16 protein-coding genes are annotated in these 23,392 nt (G+C 70.2%); 7 read left to right on the top strand and 9 right to left on the bottom strand.

Features of this window, described 5'->3' with window-relative positions:
* Positions 1-113: 113 nt before the first annotated feature.
* A complete protein-coding gene (locus tag EOT10_RS18620) occupies positions 114-2,852 on the top strand; it encodes a SpoIIE family protein phosphatase (RefSeq protein WP_127829364.1) in 2,739 nt (912 codons plus the stop codon).
* A gap of 45 nt (positions 2,853-2,897) precedes the next feature.
* Here the strand turns inward: EOT10_RS18620 and EOT10_RS43155 are convergent, their stop codons facing one another.
* Both EOT10_RS43155 and EOT10_RS18610 read right to left on the bottom strand, forming a co-directional pair.
* Positions 2,898-3,065 carry a flavin reductase family protein gene (locus EOT10_RS43155; protein WP_223281099.1) on the bottom strand — a complete coding sequence of 56 codons (168 nt, stop codon included), beginning with the start codon at positions 3,063-3,065 and terminating at the stop codon, positions 2,898-2,900.
* Positions 3,007-3,507, bottom strand: a complete 501-nt coding sequence (locus tag EOT10_RS18610) for a hypothetical protein (RefSeq protein WP_127829363.1) — start codon at positions 3,505-3,507, stop codon at positions 3,007-3,009. The genes EOT10_RS43155 and EOT10_RS18610 overlap by 59 nt, the downstream gene beginning before the upstream one ends.
* A gap of 235 nt (positions 3,508-3,742) precedes the next feature.
* On the opposite strand from EOT10_RS18610, the gene EOT10_RS18605 reads away from it, so the two are divergent.
* On the top strand, positions 3,743-5,086 hold the full coding sequence (locus tag EOT10_RS18605; RefSeq protein WP_223281056.1) for an MFS transporter: 1,344 nt from the start codon (positions 3,743-3,745) through the stop codon (positions 5,084-5,086).
* 132 nt (positions 5,087-5,218) lie between these two features.
* Here EOT10_RS18605 and EOT10_RS18600 read toward each other — a convergent pair whose 3' ends face one another.
* Entirely contained in the window at positions 5,219-6,688 is a 1,470-nt protein-coding gene (locus EOT10_RS18600) for an FAD-dependent oxidoreductase (RefSeq protein WP_127829361.1), read from the bottom strand.
* A 281-nt stretch (positions 6,689-6,969) separates the two neighbouring features.
* Between EOT10_RS18600 and EOT10_RS18595 the strand changes: the two genes are divergently transcribed.
* The gene (locus tag EOT10_RS18595; protein ID WP_223281055.1) at positions 6,970-8,412 is read left to right on the top strand and encodes an MFS transporter; all 1,443 of its coding nucleotides are present in this window, start codon (positions 6,970-6,972) and stop codon (positions 8,410-8,412) included.
* 62 nt (positions 8,413-8,474) lie between these two features.
* Here the strand turns inward: EOT10_RS18595 and EOT10_RS18590 are convergent, their stop codons facing one another.
* Complete coding sequence (locus EOT10_RS18590; RefSeq protein ID WP_127829359.1) at positions 8,475-10,622, bottom strand: tetratricopeptide repeat protein; 2,148 nt, start codon at positions 10,620-10,622, stop codon at positions 8,475-8,477.
* Between the two features lie 233 nt (positions 10,623-10,855).
* Between EOT10_RS18590 and EOT10_RS18585 the strand changes: the two genes are divergently transcribed.
* Positions 10,856-11,128 carry a hypothetical protein gene (locus EOT10_RS18585; protein ID WP_127829358.1) on the top strand — a complete coding sequence of 91 codons (273 nt, stop codon included), beginning with the start codon at positions 10,856-10,858 and terminating at the stop codon, positions 11,126-11,128.
* A gap of 183 nt (positions 11,129-11,311) precedes the next feature.
* Here EOT10_RS18585 and EOT10_RS18580 read toward each other — a convergent pair whose 3' ends face one another.
* On the bottom strand, positions 11,312-11,941 hold the full coding sequence (locus tag EOT10_RS18580) for a TetR/AcrR family transcriptional regulator (RefSeq protein WP_127829541.1): 630 nt from the start codon (positions 11,939-11,941) through the stop codon (positions 11,312-11,314).
* 94 nt (positions 11,942-12,035) lie between these two features.
* Between EOT10_RS18580 and EOT10_RS18575 the strand changes: the two genes are divergently transcribed.
* Entirely contained in the window at positions 12,036-13,373 is a 1,338-nt protein-coding gene (locus EOT10_RS18575; protein ID WP_127829357.1) for a GH1 family beta-glucosidase, read from the top strand.
* A gap of 113 nt (positions 13,374-13,486) precedes the next feature.
* Here the strand turns inward: EOT10_RS18575 and EOT10_RS18570 are convergent, their stop codons facing one another.
* The 3 genes from EOT10_RS18570 to EOT10_RS18560 form a co-directional block, all read right to left on the bottom strand.
* Positions 13,487-15,556 carry a galactose-binding domain-containing protein gene (locus tag EOT10_RS18570; protein ID WP_189491756.1) on the bottom strand — a complete coding sequence of 690 codons (2,070 nt, stop codon included), beginning with the start codon at positions 15,554-15,556 and terminating at the stop codon, positions 13,487-13,489.
* Positions 15,557-15,652: 96 nt separating this feature from the next.
* Complete coding sequence (locus tag EOT10_RS18565) at positions 15,653-17,614, bottom strand: GMC family oxidoreductase N-terminal domain-containing protein (RefSeq protein WP_127829355.1); 1,962 nt, start codon at positions 17,612-17,614, stop codon at positions 15,653-15,655.
* A 63-nt stretch (positions 17,615-17,677) separates the two neighbouring features.
* Positions 17,678-19,288: a long-chain-fatty-acid--CoA ligase gene (locus tag EOT10_RS18560; protein ID WP_127829354.1), complete on the bottom strand. Its 1,611-nt coding sequence runs from the start codon at positions 19,286-19,288 to the stop codon at positions 17,678-17,680.
* A gap of 223 nt (positions 19,289-19,511) precedes the next feature.
* Here EOT10_RS18560 and EOT10_RS18555 point away from each other — a divergent pair, with 223 nt between their 5' ends.
* Positions 19,512-20,675 (top strand): TetR/AcrR family transcriptional regulator, encoded by a 1,164-nt coding sequence (locus EOT10_RS18555; protein ID WP_127829353.1) that lies wholly within the window; start codon positions 19,512-19,514, stop codon positions 20,673-20,675.
* 127 nt (positions 20,676-20,802) lie between these two features.
* On the opposite strand, the gene EOT10_RS18550 is transcribed toward EOT10_RS18555, so the two are convergent.
* Positions 20,803-21,978: an oxygenase MpaB family protein gene (locus EOT10_RS18550; protein WP_431313300.1), complete on the bottom strand. Its 1,176-nt coding sequence runs from the start codon at positions 21,976-21,978 to the stop codon at positions 20,803-20,805.
* A 215-nt stretch (positions 21,979-22,193) separates the two neighbouring features.
* On the opposite strand from EOT10_RS18550, the gene EOT10_RS18545 reads away from it, so the two are divergent.
* On the top strand, positions 22,194-23,357 hold the full coding sequence (locus EOT10_RS18545; RefSeq protein ID WP_127829351.1) for an acyl-CoA dehydrogenase family protein: 1,164 nt from the start codon (positions 22,194-22,196) through the stop codon (positions 23,355-23,357).
* The last annotated feature ends 35 nt before the right edge of the window (positions 23,358-23,392 follow it).

Below are 23,392 nucleotides of genomic sequence, written 5' to 3'. Positions count from 1 at the left end.
AATATGAACATGCATGCGTATTTCCCCTACTTCTCCTTGATGCCGTCCTCCCACCTGGTGACCGGTTGGGGTGCGCGGCGTCGGCGTGACGTTCCGTATCGGGGAACTGGATGATGACTCGGCCCAAGGACGAGCAGGAGGCTCAGCACCGGTCGCCGGGGCGGCGCCTGGGATCCCTGCTGAGTGCGCGCACCGTCGCCGGCCAGGTGTTCCTGCTGCAGATCGTGACCGTGCTGCTACTGGTCGCCGCCGCAGTGGTGGCGCTCGTGGTGCAGGTCCGGCACGACACCACGCAGGATGCCCGCCACCGGTCGATCGCCGCCGCCGAGGCGTTTGCGCACGCCCCGGGGATGGTGCCGGCGCTCCACAGCCCGGACCCGACGGCGGTGCTGCAGCCGCTGGCCGAAGAGGCCCGTAAGGGGGCCGGTGTCGACGCGATCGTCGTTTCCAGCACAGCCGGGATCCGTTACACCCACCCCGACCCGAACCTGATCGGAAAGCACATCGTCGGCCCCCGCAAGCTCTTCGAGGACGTGGTGGCCGGCAAGACCGTCACAGCGACCTTCTCCGGTAGTCAGGGCCCCTCGGTGATCGCCGCCGTCCCCGTCACCAGGGCCGACGGCTCGGTCGCCGGGGTCGTGTCCGCCGGGGTCAAGGTCGAGACCATGAACGAAGCCCTCGTCAGGCACCTGCCGGTCATGTTCGCCTCCGCCGTCGGCGCGCTGGCCCTGGCCACGGGCGGGTCGGCGCTGGTCGGCCGACGGCTGCGCCGGCAGACTCACGGCCTGGACCCGGCGGAGATGACCCGGATGTACGAGCACCACACCGCGGTGCTGCACGCCGTGCGGGAGGGAGTGCTGATCATCGGGGGTGACGGGCAGCTGGTGCTGGCCAACGACGAGGCGCGGCGCCTCCTCGACCTGCCGGCGGACGCGGAGCGGCGCCAGGTCGGCGAGCTGGGCCTGGAGCCGGAGATGGCCGGTGTGCTGGTCTCGGGGCGCTCGGCCACCGACGAGGTCCATCCGGCCGGGGATCGGCTGCTTGCGGTCAACATCCGGCCCACCGAACCGCACGGGGGCGGGCCGGGCATCGTCGCGACGCTGCGCGACACCACCGAGCTACGGGCGCTGGCAGGCCGGGCCGAGGTGGCCCGGGAGCGGCTGCGGCTGCTCTACGACGCCGGGGTACGGATCGGCACCACGCTGGACGTGACACGCACCGCCGAGGAACTGGCCGAAGTGGCGGTCCCCAGATTTGCCGACTTCGTCACCGTCGAACTCCTTGACCCGGTCCTGCGCGGCGACGAGCCGGCCGGGGGGTACACCGAAATGCGCCGCACCGCCTTCCGCGGCATCCGCGACGACCCGCCCCTCTACCCCGTGGGGGAGCTGATCCGATTCCTGCCCACCAACCCCATAGCCGCCGGCCGCGCGGTCCTCATGGCCGACCTGGCCACCTCCGACGGCTGGCACGCCCAGGATCCGGAACACGCCCGGAGGGTCCTCGACTACGGCATCCGTTCCCTGATCTCGGTGCCACTGCGAGCCCGCGGCGTGGTGCTGGGGATAGCCGATTTCTGGCGCTCGGACCATGAACCCTTCGAGCACGACGACCTGTCCGCCGCCGAGGAGCTGGCCGCCCGGGCGGCGTTGGCGATCGACAACGCCCGCCGCTACACCCGCGAGCACAACATGGCCGTCACCCTCCAGCGCAGCCTGCTGCCCCGCGCTCTGCCCGAGCAGTCCGCCCTGGAGGTGGCCCATCGCTATCTGCCCGCCCGCGCCGGGGTGGGCGGCGACTGGTTCGACATCATTCCGCTGCCGGGCGCGCGGGTGGCCCTGGTCGTCGGGGACGTGGTCGGGCACGGCCTGCACGCCGCGGCGAACATGGGGCGCCTGCGCACCGCGGTGCACAACTTCTCCGCCCTGGACCTGGCTCCCGACGAGCTGCTCGGCCACCTGGACGAGCTGGTCGCCCACATCGACAGCGACCAGGCCGCCGCCGATCAGGACGGACCGGGGGTCACCGGCGCCACCTGCCTGTACGCCGTCTACGACCCCGCCACCGGGCGGGCCGCCATCGCCACCGCCGGCCACCTGGGCCCAGCCCTGGTCCGCCCCGACGGCACCGTCACCTTCCTGGAGTTGCCGGTCTCCCCGCCGCTGGGCCTGGGCGCCAACCTGCCGTTCGAGACCGCCGAACTGCAGCTGCCCGCCGACTCCCGGCTGGTGTTGTACACCGACGGGCTCATCGAGGACCGCGACCGCGACCTCGGCACCGGCCTGGATCTGCTGCGCACCGCCCTGGCCGGCCACCCGGAACGCACACCCGAGGAGACCTGCCAGGCCGTACTCGACGCCCTGCTGCCCGAGCGCCCCCGCGACGACGTGGCGCTGCTCGTCGCCCGCACCCGGCTGCTGGACCCCGAGCGGGTCGCCGCCTGGGACGTGCCCTCCGACCCCGCGGCTGTCGCCACCGTCCGGGCCGAGGCCGCACGTCAGCTGGAGGCCTGGGGCCTTGCGGAGATCGGATTCACCACGGAGCTGATCGTCAGCGAGCTGGTCACCAACTCCATCCGGTACGGCACCCAGCCCATCCGGCTCCGCCTGCTGCACGACCGCAACCACTTGATCTGCGAGGTCGCCGACGGCTCCAGCACCTCGCCCCACCTGCGGCGGGCCAAGGCCACCGACGAGGGCGGGCGCGGACTGTTTCTCGTCGCCCAGTTCGCCCGGCACTGGGGTACCCGCTACACCACCCGCGGCAAGATCATCTGGACCGAACAAGCCCTCGGAGCCACCGAACCCGGCACCGACATGGCCGACGTCTTCCTCGGCCAATGGGACGAATGAAGTGACCCGTCGAGCAGACCGAGCGTGACCGGCCCGGCTCACCGGTCACAGATCCGGATGCTTCGTCGCCACGTGGCAGTACCCCGAGTGGAACACCAGTGGGGCGCCGCCGTCGGACTCGCACTGTTCGACCTCGCCGAGGAAGATGATGTGGTCACCGGCGTCGAGGCGTTGGACGGTGCGGCATTGGAAGCGGGCGACGGCGCCGTCCAGCCTGCTTCAGCTCGCCGATCAGCATCCGCTCCGACACCGGCTGGAAGAACCGGGCCTCCGTCAGAGCGTTCAGCCGCTCACGCACCCACCGGGAGAGCAGCAGCCGGGACGCGGCGTACCCGGCCGGCCCTCGCGTCCCCTCCTCGACGGCAGGCGGCACCGCGTCGTCGATCTCCACCGCCCGGCGGCACCACGCGTCGAGGAGTTCGGCCTCCAGTCCGTGCTCCACATCGCGCTCGTTCCACGCCGGGAGATCACCCGACAGCGTCCCTGGCTCGACGAAGAAGTACCCGTAGCACGCGCACGCCACGGCCTCCGCCTGCAGAGCCGTCCCGGTGGCCAGCCTCACCCCGTCACGGAGCGCGGCACCCAGACGCAACGACAACAGCTCCGGCCCCTCGAACTGCTGAGCCACCCCGTGCACCAGCACCACCCGCGCCACAACAGCCCTCCCCCCCCCGGGTCCCTGCCCAACTACCCCCTCGGACCAGGGGGCACGCCCGTACCGTTCACCGGTTGATCGTGAATTCGACGACCGGCACCCCGGTGAACGCGGTGCAGTCTTCGCCTTGAGGGGCCAGGGGGAGCCCCGGTTCCTTGACATGTCCAGGTTCAAGGAGCACCCTCACGGCAGCCTCCCCCCATGCTGGCCAACCGCCGAAGACAGGGGATTTGCCGTGGGCACGAGCACCGCACCCTCGCCCGACACACGCAGCCACCGCAACCGAGCCGTCGTCGCCAGCACCGTGGGCACCGCCATCGAGTGGTACGACTTCTTCCTCTACGGCACGGCCGCGGCGCTCGTCTTCCCGCATCTGTTCTTCCCCGGCCAGTCCGCGTACACCGGTGTTCTCGCCTCCTTCGCCACACAGTTCGTCGGCTTCGCCGCCCGCCCCGTCGGCGCCGCGATCTTCGGACACTTCGGCGACCGGGTCGGCCGTAAGTCCACCCTCGTCATCACGCTCGTCATGATGGGCGTGAGCACGGTCCTCATCGGCTGCCTGCCCACGTACGGGTCGATCGGTCTCGCCGCGCCGGTCCTGCTCGTCGTCCTCCGGGTCGTCCAGGGCATCGGTGTCGGTGGCGAATGGGGCGGCTCGGTCCTGCTCGCCATGGAGTGGGGGACGAAGAAACGCCGTGGCCTGATGGCCAGTTGGCCGCAGATGGGTGTGCCGCTCGGACTCCTTGCCTCGACCGGCATGGTGCGCTGGATGACCTCGGCCACCGGCGACGGCTTCGAGAGCTGGGCCTGGCGCATCCCCTTCCTGGCGAGCGCCGTCCTCGTCGCCGTCGGCCTGTACGTCCGCCTGCGGGTCGTGGAGAGCCCCGACTTCGCGGCGGTCAAGAGCGCCCAGGCTGTCGTGCGGATGCCGGCCTGGGACGTGCTGCGCCACCAGTGGCGCGAGGTCCTCACCTCGGCGTTCGTCCGCCTCTCCGAGCAGGCCCCGTTCTACCTCTTCATCACCTTCGTGCTCACCTACGGGACGGAACACCTAGGCCTCGAGCGCGGCGAGCTCCTCGACGACACGCTCGTCGCGGCCGCCGTCGGACTCGTCTCCATCCCCGTCTTCGGCCACCTCTCCGACCGCATCGGCCGCCGCCTTATGTACGGCATCGGGATCGCCTGCGTCGCCGCCTTCGCGTTCCCGTACTTCGCGCTCCTGAACACCGGGTCGGCGGGCCTGGTCCTGCTGGCGATCGTGCTGTCCCTGGCCTTCCACGACATGCAGTACGGCCCCCAGGCCGCGCTCATCGCGGAGGGCTTCGGCACCAACGTCCGCTACAGCGGCGCCGGCCTCGGCTACCAGCTCGCCTCGGTCATCGCGGGCGGCCCCGCACCACTGATCGCCGCGGCGATCCTTGAGGACACCGGATCGAGCATCGGTATCAGCGTCTACATCGTGGGCTGCTGTGTGCTCTCCTTCGTGGCGCTGCTGCTCATACCGCGACGTACGGGTTCCGATCCGGAGCCGCGGAACCAGGAGCGGCAGGCGGCGCAGAGGGAGCAGACCGGAACCTGACCAACACCTGCCCTGCGAACGGGGGCGTGTCCGGATCGGCTGATGCACCGACCTGGCCTCGGCAACGCCGCGTGGCGCTGCCGAGGTCAGGGCGTGGAATTCCCTGGGTTCGGATCGGTGCGGAGCGACGTGTCACGCTCGCGCGGCGCTGCGTCCTGCTCGGCGGCCGAAGAAGCTGCCGTCGCCGAGCGAGGCGCCACTGGCATAGCCCCAGGCGGCGATGCCCGCGGTCGCCCGCCCCGCTGCGAACAGGCCGGGGATCGGCTCCCCGTTCACATGCAGTACCTCGGAGTCCGTACTGGTGGTGAGTCCGCCGAGGGCGAAGCCCGAGGTCATCCCTCGCAGGTCCACGGCACCCAACGGGCCGCGCAGCGGCCGCACCCAGCGCGAGGCCTTGTGCAGCAGCGGGTCCTGGCCCCCTTCGGCGTGCCGGTTGTAGACCTCCAGCGTCGCCTCAAGGGCGCCGGGCGGCAGCCCCATCTCGCTCGCAAGCTCCGCCGCCGACTCGCACACCCATTTAGGCTGCAGTTGCAGGATCTCCGGCGCGGCGGAGGCCTTGCGGGCCTGCTCGAAGCCTTCCTCGTCGAGGACCAGGAAGGTCTGGTTCTCCTGCTTGTACAGGGCGGCCTGGCCGATCCGGCCGGGGTAGGTGTCCTCGTTGATGAACCGCTGGCCGCGGTCGTTGACCACGATCCCGCGGATCAGGTACTGCGGGTCCATGTGGATGGCGACCTCGCAGGCGTCCATGTGCGCGATCCCGGCGCCGAGCGCCTGCGCCAGTCGGACCGCGAGCCCGTCGTGCTCCTCCACCGCCGAGCCGGGGCGGTCAAGGAGCAGTGGGGCGTGGGCCGCCAGCATGTCCTCGTTGTAGGTGAAGCTGCCAGAGGCGAGCACCACGCCGCGCCGGGCCCGGACCGTGACCCGCTGCCCGTAAGTACGGGCGACGACGCCGCACACGCGGCCGTCCTGTTCCACCACCAGCTGCTCGACCCTGGTGTCGTAGCGAGCTTTGACGCCGAGTCGCTCGGCTGTCTCCACCAGTGGCTTCATCAGCATGTACCCGCCGCCGCGCTCGCCGGTGCGCTTGTCGCTCATCTGCGGGAGGTGGCCGCGCGGGGCGGGCTGGGCGATCTCGTCGAACGGGTGGGCGTTCTCGCCGCCGGAGTACATCAGGCCCTCGTCGGCGGCGGGCTCCCACGCGGGCTCGCCGTAGAAGACCGGCTTGAACGGCACGCCGCACTCGACCAGCCAGTCGAAATGCGCGACGCTGCCCTCGCAGTAGGCGGATATCTTCGCCGCGTCGGCCCCGGGGCCCATCGCCGCCATCAGGAACGCGGACATCGCCTCGGGTGAATCGTCGAACCCGCAGGCCTTCTGCAGGGCGGTGCCGCCGCCCAGGTAGATGAAGCCGCCGGCCAGGGCGGCGGCGCCGCCCCAGCCGCCGGCCCGCTCCAGGACCAGCACCTCGGCCCCCTCCGTCGCGGCCTCCACTGCGGCCGCGGCTCCCGCCACGCCGTACCCGGCGACCACCACGTCCGCGGTGAGGTCCCAGGTCCCGATGTCCCTTGCTGCGCACGGGCGGACCGTACCGGTGGCACTCATGTCGTCGTCCCCTTGCCGTCGGCGGATGAGAGCAGGACCGTAGGGCGGCCGTGCCGGGCGACACACGCCGGATCTCCCGGTAGCCGGGAAAACGCCACTCGCGGAGCGAAAGGAGCGTTCCCGGCGGATTGACGCCCTGTGGCCGGAACCTTACGTTCCCTCATCAAGCAAACGTTTGGTCGGTCGAGCGCGTCGGCGCGTCCCATCCCGACCACTGTGGCCACCCCCTGTCTCTCACCGCTCGCCGAAAGGTCTGCCCGATGAGCAGTCAATCCACTGACGTGGCACGACAGAACGAAGGCTGGTCGCTCCGCCTCGTACTCTCCCTCGTCTCGATGGTCGGAGTCCTGGAACTCCTCGCCGTCAACTACCAGATGATCTCGACGGCCCTACCGCAGATCAGCGCTCACTTCCGGACCACCCAGGGGGCATGGCTGCTCACCGCCTTCCTCCTCGCCGGGGCGGTGCTCAGCCCACTGCTCGGCAAACTCGCCGACATGTACGGCAAGCGCAGACTGCTGCTCGTCGCGGTCGCCGGGGCCGCCCTCGGCGCGCTGCTCTCCGCCGTCGCACCGAGCTACGGCGTCCTCATCGCGGGCCGGGCTCTGCAGGGTCTCCTGGTCCCGTGCATGTTCCTGTCGTACTCGCTGATGCGCGATGTGTATCCGCCGCGCACGCTGGCGATGTCGGTCTCCATCGTGACCAGCGGAATGGGCCTGATCGCGATTCCGTCGCCGTGGCTCACGGGCTGGCTGCTGGGCAGTTGGGGGTACAGCGGCGTCTTCTGGTTCTTTGTGATCTGCCTGGCCGTCCTGCTGGTGCTCATCGTCGTGACGACCGAGGAGAGTTCGGTCCGAGCCCACTCGCGGCTCGACTTCCTCGGTGCGCTGCTGCTCGGGACCGGTCTCGCCGGCCTCCTGGTCGGCGTCAGCTTCGGTCCGACCTGGGGATGGGGCGCGGGGCGGACGCTCGGTTGCCTCGCGGGTGGCGCGGTGCTGCTCGCCGTATGGGCCGGGCAGGCCCTCGCCGGCCGCGAACCACTGATCGACCTGCGGTTCTTCAAGCGGCGTCCGGTGATCCTCACCGCACTGACGGCGGGTCTGTCGACCGGGAGCACCGCTGTCTTCACCACGCTGCTGCCGATGATGTGCATGACGCCGGCCGTCCTTGGGCTGGGTTACGGCTTCGGCGTCGACGCCAAGGGGTTCGCGCTCTTCCAGGCCCCGGTCGGGATCGGCGCGGTCGTCGGCGGGCTCGTCGTGGGCCTGACGGTCCGCCGTATACGGCCCGGACTCCTGATGGTCGCAGGTCAGTTGCTGCTGACGGCCGGCGCCGTGCTGACCGCCGTGTCGCACGACGCGAAGGCTCCGCTCATCACCTGGGCACTCATCGAGGGCCTGGGCCTGGGGATGGCCTACGCCGCCGTCCCGAACCTGGTCATCGATGCGGTTCCCCGTGACCTGCAAGCCTCGATGTCGAGCATGGTCCAGGTGTTCCAGGGCGTGGTCCCCGCGATCCTGCCGGTCGTCGCGTTCACCGTCCTCAACTCACACATCGCGACTGTCGCGCACGGCTTCGTCTTCTACACCGACGGCGGCATCCGGGTCGGCTTCCTGGTGGCCGCCGGCGCCTCCCTCGCAGGCCTGCTGCTGGCGCTCGCCCTGTCGCCGGCACGGCGTACCGAGCAGCCGCAGGACGATCTGGTCGCGGAGGCGGTGGCCTGACGCGGCGCGCCGAGCAGTCAGAACCGACGTCCAAGGGGACGCCGTGTCCGACGTCGTACTGATCACGGATGCGGGGCGCCGGGCGGGGAATCGGCCGGGAGATCGCGATCCGTCTCGGCGGGCGCAGCATGGTTGAACCGCGCCCGGAGTTCGCTCACTTCGGACTGCAGGCCCTGCACCATGCGGTACAGGGCCTGCACCGCGACCATGGAAACGCCGTTCACGTCGACGAGGTGGATGGAGCGATCGTCCGGACCCAGGCCGAATGCGGCGTGCCAGTCCTGTGCCATCGGGCCGAGGTGCTGGACGTGCTCCTCGCCCCGGTAGCTCCACCTGCTGACCGGCATGGAGGCGATTGCCTGGAGGATGGCGAATCCGTCCGGCTGGGTGAGCGTTGGGTTCGGGTCGTCGCCCGGCGGAATCGGGACATGGAGTGTCGTCTCCGGCCCGGAGGGCCAACTGACCGGGGTGATCCGGCATTTGAGGGCTCGATCGCTCGCCGAGCCTCCGCCGGGGTCGGAACTGCTGGAGTATCCCGAGTCGGACCACGATGATGGTTCCGGGCGCTGTTTTTTCGGCGTCGAGGCCGGCCGCGTCCACGTCGCGATGGTCGCCAGGAGTTCCCTCCCCGCGAGAGTCTCGGGGTGGTCGTCGCCCAGCACCCTCCGGAGCGAGGCGACGGTCTGCTCGCAGAGCCGCTGGGCTGCCCGGGCACCCTTCGTGTCCAGGGTGGCGACGACGACGTTCATGCGGATCCGGAGCGTGTCGGGATGCTCGTCCCCGAGGGCTTGGCTCATCCGTTGGGCGAGATCCTTGAAGACTGGGAGGACAGGCTCCGGTCCCTCGATGACGGCCCGGGCTGCCGCGTGGTTGGACGCCGCCTGCAGTGTCTGGGGGTGCGTGACCCCGAAGCTCAGCTCTGTGCGCGCTGCGACGTCGGAGAGGGCGGTGAGTGCCGTGTCCTGGTCGGACTCCAGGAGACAGAGCGCTTCGACCTCGGCCGCGTGGATGGTCAGGTGATGGTCCCGGCCCAACAGCATCTCGCACTGCCTGTTGATGGCGGCGGCCATCGGCAGCGACCGGTCGACCTCGCCGGCGACACGGGTCCAGTGGGCCAGGGAAATACGAAGACGCAGACTGGCGGGATGAGCGGGACCCAGGACGCTGTCGGCCTGGTCCGCGAGCCCCGCCAGTAGAGCGGATGCCTCCTGGGACCTTCCGGCGCGCCCGGCGGACCAGGCGTAGGCGTGTCCCGCGTCGAGCGAGGCCGGATGGTCGGGCCCGAAGTGCTCGGTCACGGACGGCAGCAGTTCGCCCAACTCGACGTATGCGTGTGTCCAGTTGCCCTTGCGCCCGCCGGAGCGCGCCATGCCCCAGCGTGCGAGGAGCCAGGTGCCCGGGTCCCGGTCCGCGCGGTTCGCCTCCGTGCGGGCCGCTTCGACGTAGAGCCGGTTGGCTTCGTGCCAGCGACCGGTGTAGCCGGTCCACAGCGCTTCCCGGAGGGCGGCCAGTCGGCTGAGGACGTGGTCGTCACCCAGATGCGCCCGGCAGTCGGCGCGCAGGCTCGACGTCAGGGACAGCGCGTCCCGCACCGATCCGGAGTGTCCGGTCCAGAAGGCGAGCGCGTGCCGGGCCGCAAGCGTTTTGGCGCTGGCCTCGCCCAACTCCGCCGTCGCGCCGTCGACAAGCCGCTGGGCGGCCTCCTTCGCCAGCTGGGGTTCGTAGGCCGAGCCGAGGCGCGCCACCGCTTGCGACAGAAGGTCGAGTCGGCTCTGCCCCGGGGGCCAGTCGGTGAACTCCTGCGCCGAGGACTGCGCGAGGACGGCGTCCGCCTGGCCGTCCCAGCTGCCGATCCAACAGCCGGCGGGGATGCTCGGCCGCCGGGCCGCCTTCTGGTCCACCAAGCGCTGCCAGGCACTCTGCCAGGAGCCGTAGTCGATGGTGAGCCTTCTGCCGTTGGCCTCGGCCACGAAGGCGATGCACCGCAGAAGGTTGTCGATGACCTGCCAGTCCCCGTTGCCGACCCGTTCGTCGTTCTCCTTCAGATAGCCGTAGAGGGTGGAACGTCTGATGGCCGGGAAGGACGGTACGTCCCTGCCGGCGGGCGCACGGGGCGGGACCGCGGCGGCCTTCACCATCTGCCCCGGTGTGACACCCCCGTCCCGCATGAGCCCGACCAGCGCCGACCTGAACTGCCGCCACGTCTCCACAGCGTCCTCTCCACGGTGCCGTTCGGAACCGGCGTCCAGGATGTGCGAGCGAGTCCGGCACTGTCCAGGGACGTCCAGAACACCCTCGCCATCCTTCCCGGACGTCTGAGCACCTTCAACCGATGTCCAGGAACTCCGGCCAGGCGTCCGGGAATTGACGGTGGATCACCGTATCGGGGTGCACTCGGAGCAGTCACCTGGTCTGAAACCGACGTGGTCCCGGGAGGTCCTTCATGCCCTTCGTCCCTCAATGGCCGGACGGTTCGACGCCGGTCGGCATCCTGGCCCTCGTCGCGTTCACGGTCCCGGCGCTGCTGAGGCAACTGTTGCTCTTCGTCGGCTTCACATGGTCGCTGCGCGGAACCCGCACCGACGAGGCCCGCGTGTCACTGTTCACCGCGTTCTCGGCGGCACTGACCCCGCGCCGGCACCCGGTCGACGGCGGCCAGGCGGACGCGTTCCCCGGCGAGCAGGCCGGCGGCCGGGAGGGGACGTGGCCGCGCTGAGGGGGTCGGTCGCCCCGAGGTCACCCCTGCCCGGACCTGGCAGAGCGAGGTGTCGTGCCGATACGATCGCGCAAAACATGAGGACTACTCACGTTTAGGGGAGTCGTGTGCGGGAGCCGTGGTGGCACAGGGTCGTGGTCCCTCAGGTCTGCCCATGTCCGCGGCGGGCCACCGTCGACCGGCTCAGCCGAACCGGTCCTCCAGGTAGCAGCGCAGGACGCGCTTGCACTCGGTGATCAGCACGGGATCGCCGTCGGGGTCGTTGCCGAACGCCAGCTTGAGCACGGCGTCGGCGCATTCAAGGGCCACCCGTCCGGCCACGTCGAGGTCCGGCCGGTCCTCGCCCCCGAGCAGGCCACCGGCCGCGGCGCGCAGCCGCTCGGTGACGGCGGTGTTGTTGTCGACCGAGGCGTCGAGGACATGGGCGACTCCGGCGAGACCGACGTCCGCGCGGCCACCCGCACCGAAGTCCACCACCCCGAATCCGGGCACGGACCGCTTCATCGCGACGAATTCGTCGACCGTGAGATCGACCGCCCCGGCCACGCTGTCGGGCGACTCGGCCGCGAACCGCCGTTCGAGCCGCTCGAGATAGAGGTCGAGATTCCGCGCCGCGAGCGCGGCGATCAGGCTCTCCTTGCCGGCGAAGAACTGGTAGAAGGTGCCGATCGGCACGCCCGCCCGGCGCGCGACCTCCTTCGTCGTCAGACCGGGGTAACCGGTCTCGTCCAGGAGCCCCGCGCAGGCGTCCAGAATCCGCCCGAACCGCTCGGCACTGCGCTGCTGCACCGGCATCCGGCGCAGCTTTCCCATCGATCCCGAGTTCGCACTCACGCCTCCATCATGCCGTTTTGCCATGATCACCACCAACTGACATGAGTACTGCTCACCTTCTGAAGGAGACCGCATGACCACCCGTCTGAAGCTCCCCTCGTCGTTCGTCTGGGGCGTGTCCTCGGCGGCCTTCCAGGTCGAAGGGGCGACCGGGGAGGACGGCCGGGGCGCCTCGGTCTGGGACACGTTCACGGCGCGGCCCGGCGTGATCCGTGACGGGCACACCGCCGAAGCGGCCTGCGACCACTACCACCGCTACGCCGAGGACGTCGCGCTGATGGCCGGCCTCGGCCTGACCGGATACCGGTTCTCGATCGCCTGGTCCCGGATCCAGCCGGACGGCCACGGACCGGTCAATCCCAAGGGCGTCGCGTTCTACGACCGGCTGGTCGACGCACTCCTCGAGCACGGGATCGCGCCGACCCCGACCCTGTTCCACTGGGACCTTCCCCAGGCGCTGGAGGACGAGGGCGGCTGGCTGAACCGCGACACCGCCGAACGCTTCGCCGACTACGCCGAGATCATGGCCGACGCGCTCGGCGACCGCGTCAGGCGCTGGATCACCCTCAACGAGCCGTTCGTCCATACGGTCTGGGGCTACGGCACCGGCCAGCACGCGCCCGGCCGGGCCCTCATGTTCGACTGTCTGCCCGCCGCCCACCACCAGTTGCTGGGGCACGGCCTCGCGGCGGCGCGGCTGACCGATGCCGACGAGGTCCTGCTCGCCAACAACTGCACCCCCGTACACGCGGCCACCGAAAGCCCCGAGGATCGCGCGGCCGCCGACGCCTACGACACCCTGCACAACCGCCTCTTCCTCGACCCGGTCCTCCTCGGCCGCTACCCCGACCTGAGCGCGTACGGCGTCCCGGACGATCTCGGCGGCGCCGTCCGTCCCGGCGACCTGGAGATCATCTCCACCCCGCTGAGCGCACTCGGCATCAACTACTACAACCCGTCCCGGATGGCGGCGCCCACGGCCGACCTCGGCCTGCCCTTCGAAGAGGCACCGATCGACGGCGTACCGAAGACCGCGTTCGGCTGGCCGGTCGTCCCCGACGGCCTGCGCGAGCTGCTGGTGCAGCTGCGGCAGCGGTACGGCACGAAACTCCCGCCGGTCTACATCACCGAGAACGGCTGCTCGGTCGCCGACGAGGTGGTGGACGGCCGGGTCGACGACGCCGACCGGATCACCTACCTCGACGGCCACATCCGGGCCATCGCGGACGCCGTCGGGCAAGGCGTCGACGTACGCGGCTACTTCACCTGGACGCTCACCGACAACTTCGAGTGGGCCGAGGGCTACCACCAGCGGTTCGGCCTGGTCCATGTCGACCACGCCACGCAGGTCCGCACCCCCAAGGCCTCCTACGCCTGGTACCGGGACCTGATCGCCACCCAGCGCGGCTGACCCGCACCGCGCGGGTGCGCAGGGTGGCCCAATCGGCCCGATCGACCGGGCCCGGCCGGATCAAGGGAGTTGATCCGGCCGGACCCGGCCGTGGGTGCCGTCACGCCGGCCGTTCAGTCGGCGTAGACGCCCACCTCCCGCAGTGAGTAGCCCCACTGAGTGCCGCGCTCCAGTCCCTTGATGCGTACGTAGCGTGCCTGGGTTCCGGCGAAACGCGCCGTGTCCAGGCCGCCGTCACCGGTATCCGTGGACCACACCGTCCTCCAGTTCGTGCGGTCGTCCGACAGCTCGACGCGGTACGACTTCGCGTACGCCCGCTCCCAGTCGAGGGTGACGCGGCCGACCGGCTGAGTCGATCCGAGGTCGATCCGCAGCCACTGGTCGTCGTTCCACTCGCTGGCCCAGCGGGTGCCGGTGTCGCCGTCGATCGCCCTGCCGGGCTGGAAGCTCTCGATCGGGTTCCACCACTCCGACGAGGACGCCCAGGCGCCCACGGCGTCCGCGGCGAGGTTCTTGCCGGGCTTGTACTTCTCGGTGTTCCCCCAGGTGCGGAGGTAGGACTCGGCGCCCGAGAAGAGGTCGTCGACGACCTTCTGGCCCCCGACGATCCGGATGTCCTCGATCCAGTCCGGGACCATGCCGTAGTGCGCGCCGCCGTCGGTGTTGAAGTCCCAGGTGCGCTCGCCGGTGATCTGCTTGTCGATCAGCGAGCCGCCGTCCGTGCTGCGGAAGGGGTACTTCACCGGGTTCGGGGTGTCCGCGCCGCGCGGGGCCGGCCAGCCGCCGACGCCGTTCATGTCGGTGCCGTAGCCCAGGCCGACGTGGTACTTCTCGCGCAGCGCCTCCTTGCTCCTGGCCTCCCCGGAGAACCCCGCGGAGCCGCTCATGTACTGGGCGGCGAACCCACCGAGCTTGTAGAGGCGTTCGGTCCAGCCCGCGTCCATCCAGCTGTGCGAGGAGATGACGCCCGGGTACGACTCCGACTCCATGATGTCGAAGGCCTGATCCGCGGCCTTGACGCTCATGTGGTCGAGCTCCAGCATCATGTTGCGCTTCATCATGCCGCGCACCGCGTAGGCACCCAGGTCGGTCAGGCCGCGGGTGTTGCACTGCGCGCCCGAGGCGTACGTGGGGACCTCCTCGCCCTTGGGGAGCTCCTTCTCCGCCTGCGGTGCCGGCGCGTTGCCGATGGGGTTGTCGTGCTGCGGGCCGCGGCAGTCCTCCGTCTTCCAGAACGTGCCGGTCGACAGGAACTGGCCGACGTTGATGGCCGTACCGAGGGCACCGGAGTCGAAGCGCACCCCGCACAGGGCGTTGTCGAACTTGTGGCACAGGAACATGCTGCGCACACCCAGCTTGTACAGCTCGTCGAGGCCGCGGTCGATGTCCTCCTTGCTGCACTGCGCCTTGTCCAGGACCTGCTTGCAGCCGAACGGTTCGGAGGTCTCGACTCCCAGGACGACGGCCAGTTTTCCCTGCTTGATGACCTCCCGGGCCTGGGCGCTGTCGGTGACGATCCGGAACCAGCCCTTGCCCGGCCCTCCATACATCTTGTCGATGAAGGCCTGCATGTCGTACGACTTCTGCGCTTCGAGGCGGATGGCCGTCATCTCGTCGCAGCTGCGGTCCTTGAAGAAGTAGACCGAGCAGATCACGCCGTTGGTGACCAGGTCGTTGACCAGCACGCGCTGGCCCGCACGCCAGGCCCGCTCGATTCCCGCGTAGTAGTTCTGCTGGTGGGTCAGCGAATCGTGGGCGGGCCAGTCCTTGAACGTGGGCCACCCGACCGGGTCGTGCCTGCCGTCACCGCCCTTGGTGATCATGTCGAAGATGGCGAGTGAGCCGTCGGGGTAGTGCTCGGGGCAGTCCTTGAGCGCGTCGGCCACGCCCTGTTCCGAGAACGGCTTGCCGCAGATCAGACGGCCGCCGAAGCCCTCGTTGGCCATGATGTGGTCGTGGGCGTCGACGTAGCCTCGTACGTTCCCCTGGGCGTCGGTGCCCTTGAAGGGCTCGCCCGTGACGTTGATCTGGGCGTCGGGGGTGGGGCGCGCGGTCGGATCCCACCAGTTCTGGTCCGCCGCGGAGCTGGGCACCGGGCCGAGCACCAGGGCCATCGCGGTGAGGAGCAGAAGGACCACCGGGAGGGATCTGAGTCTGTGGCGTGGAGGGTGAGCAAGGGTCATCGCCTTGATCCTTAAATGTGAGGGCGACTCATGTTCTACTCAACGGTAGGGGTGAGAGCCCGCAACGCCAACCCCCTGAACGGGGCTGTAGTTTGATCAGGCCGGGCGGCGAAGCCGGTCCGCCAGTCTGGTGGCGTTCATGTACGCGATGGCCTCGATGGAGATCATCGGGTTCACGCCGGACGAGGTGGGGAAGCAGGAGGCGTCGGCGACCACGACGTTGGGCACCTCCCAGGTCGCGCCGTCCGGGTCGGTGGCGCTCGTCCTGCGGGAGCCGCCCATGCGCGCCGTGCCCATGATGTGCAGAGCGGCGATAGCGCAACGGCCCGGCTGGTAACCGGAGTTGCGGCAAGCGGCGGTGAACTCCTCGTAGGAACCGCTCCGGCCGGGCTCGTAGGACGGCCCTGACTGGTGGGCCGAGGAGATGCGGCGCGCTCCCGCGGCGGCCAGGATCCTGGCGGCGCCCTCGACTCCCGCGTGCAGGTGTGCGGCGTCGTGGTCCGAGAGGCGGTAGTGCGGGACCGGTTCGCCGTCGCGTGCGACCTTGACGACGCCGCTGTCGCGGTCGCGGGTGATGACGCCGACTCCCGCGGTGTGGCCCAGGTCCTTGAGGGCGGTGAGGTGGGCGGCCGCACCACGCCAGTTCATGAAGCCCTGAAGGGCGGCGGGATTGCCGGGCCCGGTCTCGTAGATGACCCCGTGGCCGTGTCCGTCGAGATCGCTGTGTTCGCGGGAGTAGCGGGTCTGCAGCCCGCCTTCCCAGGGGCGGATCTCCTCGTCGAAGACGCCCCACACCGCCGTTGCGGGATGCAGGCGCAGGTACCGCCCGATGGCCTGGTCCGTGAAACCGGAGCGACGCAGCAGGGCGGGGGTCTGTACGGCGCCCGCGGCCACGACGACGGCGCGGGCCCGCACCGTGACGGAGTGCCCGGCCGGGGTGACCCCGCGGACGCCGACGGCACGGCCCTGCTTCAACTCGACCGTACGGACAGTGGTGTTGACGACCAGGCGCGCGCCGGCGGCCTCGGCGTCCGCGAGCCAGGTCTTCGTGACGGACTGTTTGGCCCCGAGCCGGCAGCCGTATCCGCAGCGGCCGCAGTCGGTGCCCATGTCGCACCCCACCACGTTGCGCGGCATCGCGTCGACGTGCCAGCCGAGGGCGCGCAGGCCGCGCTCCAGCACGGCGTCGCGGGCCGACGCGGTGCTGTGGTCGTTGTTCACGGACAGCCGGCCCATGACGGCCTCGATCGCCTCCGTGTACTCCTTCTGCGCGAACTGCGGGGCGCCGAGGGCCGCCCACTCGGCGCGGATCCCGTCGGGAGTGGGGAAGGACGTCGTCCAGTTGACGACCGTTCCGCCGCCGAGGCAGGACCCCGCGACGAGTGCGATCTGGCCCTCCGCGGTGGCCGAAGGACCGGACGCGTACAGGTTCTTGAGGCCTGACTGTTCGCCGCCGTCGAAGTCGGCGTCGTCGAAGTACCCGCCGCGTTCCAGCACGACCACGCCGAGACCGGCGCCGGCGAGGACCGCCGCCGCGGTACCTCCTCCGGCGCCGGAGCCGACCACGACGACATCGCAGTCGAGCGTGGTGTCGGCCGCCGGTGACAGCGGTGTGAGATGCGGGCGTGGGGCGTCCGGCCGTTTGCCCAGGGGGCCTGGGTAGCCGATGGCCTCCCAGACCGGTGAGGTGCCGCTCGCCCCCGGGGCGAGCAGGTACGCCGAGGTCGCCAGGGAGCGCAGGGCCTGGAAAAGGACGCGCTTGCGTTCCGATGACGCGTCGCCCATACGGAGCATGAGTTCCTCGCGGGCGCGCGGCGTCAGGTCTGAGAACCGGCGTCCGCCCGCGCCCAGGAACAGTCCCGTCAGCCTCGAATCCCACAGGGAGAGCAAGGTGGCGAGCTGTTTGCGGTCGCGGGCGCGCGGCAGGTCGCGTACGAGGGACTCGGCGACGGATGCCGCCCCGATCGCGCCGGCGGACGGGATCGCCGCACCGTCCCCCGGGGCGAAGGTGTCGCAGATCGCGGTGAGCGCCGCCTGCTGGCGGGGGTCGAGCTGCATGGGACCGTCCTCAGAGATGGGGTTCGGCTAGGGCATGTCCGGCGGATCAGGGTCGGACAGGCCCTAGGACGTTTCGTCGCGCCGGCTCTCGTCCTGGGTGCGCAGCGCGTGCTTGACGACCTTTCCGCCCGCGTTGCGGGGGAGCCCTTCGGTGGTCACGAGGTCCTTGGGCATCTTGAAGGACGCGAGCCTGCCGTCGAGGAATCCGGTGAGCTCCGGCAGGGACAGACCGGCTCCCGGTGCGAGGGTGACGAACGCGACCGGTATCTGGCCCCAGCGCTCGTCGGAGCGGCCGATCACCGCGACCTCCCGCACCGACGGGTGATCGGCGATGGCGTTCTCCAGCTCGGCGCAGTAGATGTTCTCGCCGCCGCTGATGATCATGTCCTTCTTGCGGTCGACCACCCAGACGAAGCCCTCCTCGTCCATCCTGACCAGGTCGCCGGAGTGGAACCAGCCTCCTTCGAAGGCGTCCGCGGTCTCCTGCGGCTTCTGCCAGTACCCCTGGGTCACCGTCGGTCCGCGGTAGACGATCTCGCCGACTTCGCCCAGGGGTACGTCGTTCATGGCCGCGTCGACGATGCGGTACTGGATGGTGGGGATCGGCCGGCCGACCGAGCCGAGCTTGCGCAGGGAGTCCTTCCCCCGCAGGACACAGGTGATCGGCGAGGTCTCGGTCTGGCCGAACACGGCGACGTTCAGGGCGTTCGGGAACGCCTCACCCATGGCGCGCAGCGTCGCGTCGCTCGCGGGCGCGGCGCCCCAGCTGATGACGCGCAGCTTCAAGTCCCGCTTCTCGATGCCGGGTTGGGCGCAGAGAAGGTCCCACTGCTGCGGCACGTTGAACACCACGGTGGCGCCCTCGCGTTCGTACGCGTCGAGGACGGCCCGCGGGTCGAAGGCCCCGAGCGGGTGGATCACGACGGTGCTGCCGACCAGGATGTTCGCGACGATGGAACCCAGGCCCGCGATATGGAAGAAGGGTGCCGTCAGGAAGGCGACGTCGGAGTCGTCGAAGATCTCCATCGCCCGGATGCAGGTGATCGCCTGCACCTGCAGGTTGCGGTGGGACAGCAGCACCCCCTTCGGCTGCCCTGTGGTGCCCGAGGTGTACATGATCAGCGCCGTGGACTCCTCGGCGATGTCGGGCAGCTCGATCGGCTCGTGTGCGGCGACAAGGTCTTCGTACGCGAACTGCCCTTCATAGGCGCTCAGTTGCCCCGCCTCGACCTGCCCCTCGTCCGTGCCGGGCTCGCCGATCACGATGACCGTGCCGATGGCTGCGGCGGCCGGGACGGCACGGAGCAGTGGCAGGAGGCGGGCGTCGACGACTATGGCGGACGGGGTGCAGTCGGCCAGGATGTAGCCGAGTTCGAGGGGCGCGAGCCGGAAGCTGAGCGGGACTGCCATGGCGCCCAGGCTGTTCGCCGCCAGCACGCTCTCCACGAACCACGGATGGTTGAGCGTCAGCATGGCCACCCTGTCGTCCTCGCCGACGCCGCGGGCGGAGAGCGCGGCAGCCAGTCGCAGCGACCGCCGCGAGAGCTCGGCCCAGGTCGTGGTGGCCCCGAGGTGACGCAGCGCGGGCTTGTCGGGTCGCATGGTCGCGTGGGTGGCCACCTGCGCCATCCAGTGGTGCCGGAAGGACCAGGCGGGAGCCGTGACGGTGGACATGCCACTCCTCGGGTTCCGGATGGGGCGGGGTGAGGTGAGGTGGGAAGCGGTGGCCATTATGCCTGCGGCGGCACCGCCCAAGAAGCCCTTTGTTAATGAAAAATCACATGGGATGTGAACGGCGAGTCACGTGAGGACGGAGGCGCGAGACGGGTTCGGGCCGTCCGGCGCCGTGTGATTGACTGGTGGGCATGGTCCTGTCTCTGCGTCCTTCCTCCAGCCGGTGACGGCCGAGTCGATCGCGGCCACGCGCCCGCGCAACCGCAAGCAGCTGATCGTCGGTGCGGCCGGCCGGGTGTTCAGCGAGCGCGGCTACCACGCGGCGTCCATGGAGGAGATCGCGGCCGCCGTGGGCATCACCGCCACGGCCCTCTACCGGCACTTCCCCAACAAGTACGCGCTGTTCGCCGAATGCGCGAACGTCATGGTGGACCGGCTCGTCGCCACGCTCGAAGAGGTGCCGTCCGACGCGGACCTGGCGGAGGTGCTCGGCGCCGTCACCCGGGTCGCCGTGGAGCATCGCGCGTCGGGGGGCCTGTACCGCTGGGAGGCGCGCTACCTCGAAGCCGGGGACCGGCGGCTCCTCAGGGGGAAGTTCGCCCGTGTCGTCGGCCGGGTGACCGAGGTGGTCCGGCGCGAACACCCGCTGCCTGACGCGCAGTTGCGTGCCGTGGCGGCGCTCGGCGTGATCGGCTCCATCACCCAGCATCACAACGCGATCGCCAGGCGGCGACTGGAGGAGGTACTGCTGGCCTCCGCCCTGCGCGTCGCGGCGACCGCGCCCGCGGTGGCCGTACGCGCCCCGCACTCCGTCGAGTTGCCCGCCCGGCCCGTGCCGCGTACGCGACGGGCGGAGATCCTGGCCGCCGCGATCCCGCTGTTCGCCCGGGACGGGTTCGCCAAGGTCACCAACGGGCAGATCGCGGAGGCGGTGGGGCTCGCCCCGTCCGCGCTCTACCGTCACTACGCCACCAAGGTGGACATACTGGTGGCGGCCTGTCTGCAGGCGGCGGGACTCCTCGCGCAGGCCGTGGACCGGAGCCTCGGCGAGGTGACCGACCCGCGCGACGCGGTGGTCGCGCTGGCCGCGGCGTACGTCGGTTACAGCTTCGAGCACACCGCGCTCATCAGCGTCGCCGAAGCCGAGGTCGCCGGCCTGCCGGAGGACCTGCGGCAGCCCCTGATCCTCGCGCAGCGCGAGCACATCGCCGTATGGGAACGGCAACTGCGCCTTGCATGCCCGGAGTTGGACCCACGTCAGGCCCGGGTCCTGCTGCACGCGGGGTTCGGCGTGGTGGTCGAGGCCGGCCGCAGGCTGCACTGGCAGGACACGCCGGAGCATCGGAGCGGAGTCACCACACTGGTCGTTCAGGCGCTGGGTCTGTAGCTGGGGTTCGTAGCGGGGGCTGTAGCTGCGTCCGTAGCTGGGTCTGTAGCTACCTCCGTGGCCACCTCCGTAGCGACGCCCCACGCCGCGGGGCGGGTGCGGGGCGTCGTGCGGGTGGGGTCTCGGCTCAGGCGCCGGGCCTGTTCGCGGCCGGGAGCGTGACCGGGGTCTGCGTGGCGGAGGTGCCGTTGCTGAGGTACAGCATCGCGATGCCGCGCAGGGCCTGGTCGAACAGGTAGCCACTGCCGGGCAGCACACTCGACGTCCCCTCGCGGAAGGCGACGTACAACGGCCATTCGACCCGGATCAGGGCCGCCTGCGCCCAGTCGCGGCGAAGCCCGAGCCAGTCGCCGATCTCGTTGCCGAGCAGATAGCGCACGAACTCGTGGACGAACCCGGTGTCCAGACCCAGGGTGGGGTCGGTGATGTAGCCGAGCAGCGTCTCGGCCAGGCTGGTTCCCTCGTCGGTGGGGGAGAGGTCCGGCCACAGCAGCTGTGTCGCCTGGTCCTGCGCGGCGGCCCAGCTCGCCGGGATGAACTGCTTCTGCACACCGAGCAGATGGAGGGCGACCTGCCAGGCGTGCAGGTCCGCCTCCTGCTCCGCCGCCGAGAGACGGATGCCCCACTTGAGCAGGTTGCTGTGCGCGAACGTGGCCACCGAGTGGAAGGTGCGCAGGATGTCACCGTTGCTGATCGGCTTCGGCTGGTCCGCGGTCGCCATGAAGCGCGCCGAGGTCGGCAGCAGGTTGCGTACCACCGAGTGCACGAGGCGGGTCTTGTTGGCGGTGACGATGAAGTGCCCGGTGGGCTGCCAGGCGGTCTCCGAGTTGAGGTCGTAGCCGAAGGTGAACGTCTTGGCCGCGCGTTCCTTCATGTCGGCGCCGCCCGCGGACCAGTAGACCGCCCTGGCCTCCCGCGGGATCACGGTGCTCATGATCCCGCTGCCCAGGCTCTGGGAGACGAACAGGTACGAGGCCAGACGTTTGTAGTAGCGCTCGGACGCGGCGAGCAGGTCGGCGTCGGCCCACGACGGCAGTCGGTTGACCTGTTGCAGGTAGCTGGTCAGATAGCCCGGCATGCCGGACGGCAGAGGGTCGGAGTTGTCAACCCAGGAACGCCAGGCAGTGTTGACCGCCGGGATCACCCCGTCGGCCAGGAGCCGCGCGGCGACCTGGTCCGGCTCGGGGTCCCAGACCTGGAACGGGTCGGTGACCGCGTCGGTGCCGGCGAGCGAGCCGAGGGACGACCAGGCCCACGCCTTGGGCGCGGACGCCACACTCGCCAGGCCAAGCGCGGCACCCAACGACAGAGCCCTTCTTCTGCTGATATTTCCCATGCACTTACCCACTTCCAAGCAGGTCGGACTGTCCTTGACTCACCTACTCTGCTTGCGAGTTGGACGATCGAGAAGGTAATCAAGGTTGTCCATGGGTGTGATTTTTGATTAACATATCGACGCGTGCCACGGTCGGCAAGGCTTCTGTACGGCCTTCAGTCACTGTCAGGAGTGGTGTCCGGATGACGAGTGCGATCTCCGCCCAGCGGTCCCTCTACGACGACGAGCACGAGCTGCTGCGGGACACGGCCCGCGCGTTCGCCGACAAGCACGCCGCGCCGCACGCGGAGCGGTGGCGGGCCGAGGGCAAGGTCGACCGTGAGCTCTTCCGGGAGGCCGCCCGCGCGGGCATCCTCGGCTTCAGCATCCCCGAGGCGTACGGAGGCGGCGGCGTCACCGACTTCCGCTTCAACGCGGTGATCGGCGAGGAGTTCTCGCGCCATCCCGCATCGGACGGACTCGCGGGGGTGGGCCTGTCCAACGACATCGTCGTGCCCTACTTCACCGACCTGACCGACGACGAGCAGAAGGCCCGCTGGCTGCCCGGGATCGCCACCGGGGAGCTCATCGTCGCGGTCGCGATGACCGAACCCGGCACGGGCAGTGACCTGGCCGGCATCGCCACCACCGCCCTCCTCGACGGCGACGACTACGTGGTCAACGGAAGCAAGGTCTTCATCTCCAACGGCCAGAACGCCGACCTCGTCGTCACCGCGGTACGGACCGGCCCGGACCGGCACGGCGGGATCAGCCTGCTGGTCATCGAGGCCGACCGGCCCGGCTTCTCCCGCGGCCGCAACCTGGAGAAGGTCGGCCTGCACGCCCAGGACACCAGCGAGCTGTACTTCCAGGACGTCCGTGTGCCCGCCACCAACCTGCTCGGCGAGGAAGGCGCGGGCTTCAAGGCCCTGATGCGCAACCTCCCCCAGGAACGCATCTCGATCGCCGCCAACGCCCTGGCCTCCATCGAGGGCGTCCTCGAACGCACCCTGGACTACGTCAAGCAGCGCAAGGCGTTCGGCAAGCCGATCGGCTCCTTCCAGAACACCCGCTTCGAGCTGGCCGACATGGTCACCACCGCCCGCGTGGGCCGTAGCCACCTCGACGACCTGCTCAGGCGGCACTCCCGCGGCGAACTGACGGCCGTGGACGCGGCGGCGGCGAAGTTCTGGGCCACCGAGAGGTACGTGGACATCGTGGGCCGCTGCCTCCAACTCCACGGCGCCTACGGCTACATGCTCGAGTACCGCATCGCCCACGACTACCTCGACTCACGCATCAGCACCATCTACGGCGGCACCACCGAGATCATGAAGGAGATCGTCGGCCGCGACCTCGGCCTGTAGCCCGTCGGAACGAGATGTTCGAGTTGGCGTCCCCC

Source organism: Streptomyces antnestii (assembly GCF_004005495.1).
GTDB lineage: Bacteria > Actinomycetota > Actinomycetes > Streptomycetales > Streptomycetaceae > Streptomyces > Streptomyces antnestii.
Note: the sequence above shows the minus strand (reverse complement) of the source record. Positions and strands in the feature narration are given on the sequence as shown.

Bases quoted from the DNA above. Each gene is read 5' to 3' on its own strand.
- EOT10_RS18620 (WP_127829364.1), top strand. From the start codon at position 114: ATGACTCGGCCCAAGGACGAGCAGGAGGCTCAGCACCGGTCGCCGGGG.
- EOT10_RS18600 (WP_127829361.1), bottom strand. From the start codon at position 6,688: ATGAGTGCCACCGGTACGGTCCGCCCGTGCGCAGCAAGGGACATCGGG.
- EOT10_RS18585 (WP_127829358.1), top strand. From the start codon at position 10,856: ATGCCCTTCGTCCCTCAATGGCCGGACGGTTCGACGCCGGTCGGCATC.
- EOT10_RS18580 (WP_127829541.1), bottom strand. From the start codon at position 11,941: ATGGGAAAGCTGCGCCGGATGCCGGTGCAGCAGCGCAGTGCCGAGCGG.
- EOT10_RS18575 (WP_127829357.1), top strand. From the start codon at position 12,036: ATGACCACCCGTCTGAAGCTCCCCTCGTCGTTCGTCTGGGGCGTGTCC.
- EOT10_RS18570 (WP_189491756.1), bottom strand. From the start codon at position 15,556: ATGACCCTTGCTCACCCTCCACGCCACAGACTCAGATCCCTCCCGGTG.
- EOT10_RS18565 (WP_127829355.1), bottom strand. From the start codon at position 17,614: ATGCAGCTCGACCCCCGCCAGCAGGCGGCGCTCACCGCGATCTGCGAC.
- EOT10_RS18560 (WP_127829354.1), bottom strand. From the start codon at position 19,288: ATGTCCACCGTCACGGCTCCCGCCTGGTCCTTCCGGCACCACTGGATG.
- EOT10_RS18545 (WP_127829351.1), top strand. From the start codon at position 22,194: ATGACGAGTGCGATCTCCGCCCAGCGGTCCCTCTACGACGACGAGCAC.